Origin of the sequence: Piscirickettsia salmonis LF-89 = ATCC VR-1361 (assembly GCF_000297215.2) — a bacterium.
Classification (GTDB): domain Bacteria; phylum Pseudomonadota; class Gammaproteobacteria; order Piscirickettsiales; family Piscirickettsiaceae; genus Piscirickettsia; species Piscirickettsia salmonis.
Map to the genome: position 1 here is coordinate 9,565 of NZ_AMFF02000035.1, position 3,501 is coordinate 13,065.

At 37.1% G+C, this 3,501-nt stretch carries 2 protein-coding genes and 1 pseudogene; 2 read left to right on the forward strand and 1 reads right to left on the reverse strand.

Going from position 1 to position 3,501, the window contains the following annotated elements:
• Positions 1-180: 180 nt before the first annotated feature.
• Complete coding sequence (locus tag C200_RS04440) at positions 181-2,757, forward strand: BspA family leucine-rich repeat surface protein (protein WP_016211890.1); 2,577 nt, start codon at positions 181-183, stop codon at positions 2,755-2,757.
• A gap of 156 nt (positions 2,758-2,913) precedes the next feature.
• Here the strand turns inward: C200_RS04440 and C200_RS16865 are convergent.
• Positions 2,914-3,039 (reverse strand): annotated as a pseudogene (locus C200_RS16865) (IS6 family transposase); the annotation flags it as partial.
• Between the two features lie 123 nt (positions 3,040-3,162).
• Between C200_RS16865 and C200_RS04445 the strand changes: the two are divergent.
• On the forward strand, positions 3,163-3,501 hold a 339-nt coding region (locus C200_RS04445; protein ID WP_033923687.1), incomplete at its 3' end, for a helix-turn-helix domain-containing protein.

A 3,501-nucleotide genomic window follows, 5' to 3' on the forward strand; every position in this document is an offset into this window, starting at 1 on the left:
ATAACCTTTCTGAAGTTCACTATAATTTTTCGCAACAGTGCCCAAAATACCTACCGAGGTAGCGACGCTTACGTTTTTTACCTATTATAAGTAGTTTTTTTTATCTTTTAGCTATTAAGCTCTTAGTTATAAACGCCTAGTCTATTAATTAATAGTATTATTGAAAGGAATAAATAGACTATGCCAGTACGATTTAATCCAATAAAAAAAGTATCTCTTAATGGTAAGGTTTTTAATGTTCCTAAAGAGGTTCCGAATAAAGCTTTAGTTAAGTTGGGTCAGCAGCAGCCAGATGTTGTTGAGATCTTGGCAGATTTTTTTCGAACAAATCCTAAGCAAGAATTTTTTAGTAAATTATTTCTGGGTGACCGCTATCAGATTAGTGCAATGTATGTGTCGCTAAGGAATATTGGGCTGAATCAACGAATATATATTCAAAAGGTATTTGATGATCCTGAAGGATTCAGCGATATTATACAACGCCTAAGCAATATTGAATTATGTCAATCTGTATACGTGCAAGCAGCGTTTGAGAATCCTGACCTAATTGCAGTTTTTGAAAAACATAAAGATAAGTTCACATCTCTTAATCAGTTTGAGTTGAATCAATGGGTTTATGTTAAAGCAGTTCTTGGTGATCCTGATAGATTCGATGATATTTTGCAGCGTCTAAGGGATATTGCATTATGTGAGCCTGTCTATGTCCAAGCCGCGCTTAAGAGTCCTCAGAGAGTGGTTGAATTTGCAAAACATACGCATCGGCTTGTCACTCTTAATGCACTTGAGCCGAATCAATTTGTCTATGTTCAAAAAGTACTTGATGATCCTGAAGGATTTGATGCTATTTTACAGCAGCTAAGTGATATTGAATTATGTCAACTTCCATATATTCAAGCAGCACTTGATTACCCGGATCGAGTCGATGTTTTTAAAGCTCATCAAGACAAGTTTGCACTTTTTAATCACCTTAAATTGAGTCAGCTCACAAATATTGAGGCAGTTCTTGGTAATTTAGAGGGCTTCGATGAAGGTTATCGGAGTCTAAAAGCAGTTGGACTGGATCAGCCAAAAAATATCCAAGCAATGCTCGATAACATTGAAAAGTTCAATGAAAACCTTCAGAATTTAAGAGAAGTTGGACTGGATCAGCCAAAAAATATCCAAGCAATGCTCGATAATATTGAAAAGTTCAATGAAAATCTTCAAAATTTAAGAAAAGTTGAGTCAGATCAGTCGGATAATATCCAATTAATGCTCGATAATATTGAAGAGTTTAACGAAAACTTTCAAATTTTGAGGCAATTTGGACTGAGCCAACAATTATATATAGAATCGATACTCAAGTCCCCTAATGTGATTGTTAATATTTCTGACTGCTCTGACGAACTTTTAATGCTTGAAGAGCTAGGTTTGGGGCAAACAGTATATCTCCAAAAAGTGCTTGATCACCCTGATCGCTCCAAAGCAAATCTTTACCGCTTAATACGTATGGGGCTCGATCAACCAGTATACGTCCAATCAGCGCTTAAGGATCTTGATAGATTTGATGATGTTTGCCAGCGCTTAAATGATATTGAGTTATGCGAATCTGCCTATGTCCAAGCAGTACTTGATGATCCTAATCGAATTGCAGTTTTTGAAAGACATAAAGATAAGTTCACATCTCTTAATCAGTTTGGGTTGAATCAATGGATCTACGTTAAAGCAGTGCTTGATGATCCTAAAGGATTCGATGATATTTTGCAGCGTCTAAGGGATATTGCATTATGTGCGCCTGTCTATGTCCAAGCCGCGCTTCAGGACCCTCAGAGAGTGGCTGAATTTGCAAAACATACACATCGGCTTGTCACTCTTAATGCACTTGAGCCGAATCAATTTGTCTATGTTCAAAAAGTACTTGATAATCCTGAAGGATTCGATGCTATTTTACAGCAACTAAGTGATATTGAATTATGTCAATCAGTATACGTACAAGCAGTACTTGATGACCCAAATATAATTACTAAGCTTAAAGAACATCAAAAGAAGCTTGTAAAGCTAAATCAGCTTGGCTTAAGCCAACCAAAGTATATTCAAGCAGTATTTGATCATCCGGAGGATTTCGAGAGGAATTTGCAAACTCTAGAAATCTTAGGACTGAATAAAACAGAATATGTCCAAGCAATATTTGATGATCCTACTAGGATAGATAAGCTTCATAAGTACCATCATTTGTTTTTTAGGTTACATATGCTTGGGTTAAGTCAACCTATATGTGTTGATGCAGTCTTTAATAACACTGAAAAATATGCTCAAATTTGCTCTTGTTTGGAAGAGGTGAAAGATAGAATTGAAACAGTGGAGGATACTATTCAACAAAGTTCACTTGGCCAAAGCAGGGAACAAGGCTTTAAAAGTCATTACCCTGTATATAAATCGAAAGTTATACAATCGTCTTTTGATTTTCTCATTTCTGAGAGAAAAGATCCAGCTGAGATGAAGGCTCACCTCTTTGAGCATGAGCGTGAGTTTTTATGTAACTCTAATATTAAGAGTGATCGCTCATCTTTTGGAGCTATTTGTCGTAGTGCAATGAGAGCTTTAACAAATACTATTTTTATAATAGTAGCACCGGTTGTAGGATATAAAAGAAATTGGCATAAGAAAAATATGTCTATAACTGAGAAGTGCTTACCATTTTATAATCATACGGAGTCCACTAATAAAGTTATGGACCTTACTTGTGATATACAACATACTTTAGTTGCTGATTTTTAGATCGTGTACAAGGATAGGTTCTGTCGCAATTCAAGCATAGGCCCGCTTTGCGGGCGACTTTGTTGAAGCCTTCCCATTGTTAATCGTTACCGGTATTATTAAGGATTTTGTCGCAATTTGAGATTTACAGCTAAAAACACTTTCCTTTGGACGCAGTTAAGCTGCGAGCAAGTAAAATTGCTCGTATGCTGCCTTATCATGGTGGCAGTGCATCTGTTTTTTCTTCAGCATGCGGTAGAGTTCAACACCTGCAATCGTGGCCTTTGATCTGGCAACCTTTTTCTAGACAAATTTTTAACTGATTTTTTGATTACGCCCTCCGTCATCTGAAGTGCAACACTCAGTAGAGAGTTCATATTCATACAGATAAACTCTCTAGTTCGCCTTTTGACTTAGAGGGTAGAGATGGTTTATCGGCACTTAAATGAAAAAGATCGTTTTTATATCGAACAACGGTTATCAGAGGGAGACTCGCTCAGATCAATTGCTAGAGCACTTGGCTTTTCTCCTAGCACGATTAGCCGTGAGATTAAACGGCACACCCCAATCGATTTTAAAGGTCTTTATTGTCACCGGCTTACTTCTCGCTGTGCACAAGAAAAACGAGCTAACGCTAAGCAAGGTCAAGCTTTTCGACAAATTTCAGAGGAGGCAAAAATGTTGATCCATCAACGGTTAAGCACCCATACATCCCCCGATGTTATCAGTCAGGAACTTATACGAGAGCATGATATCCAGGTGAGT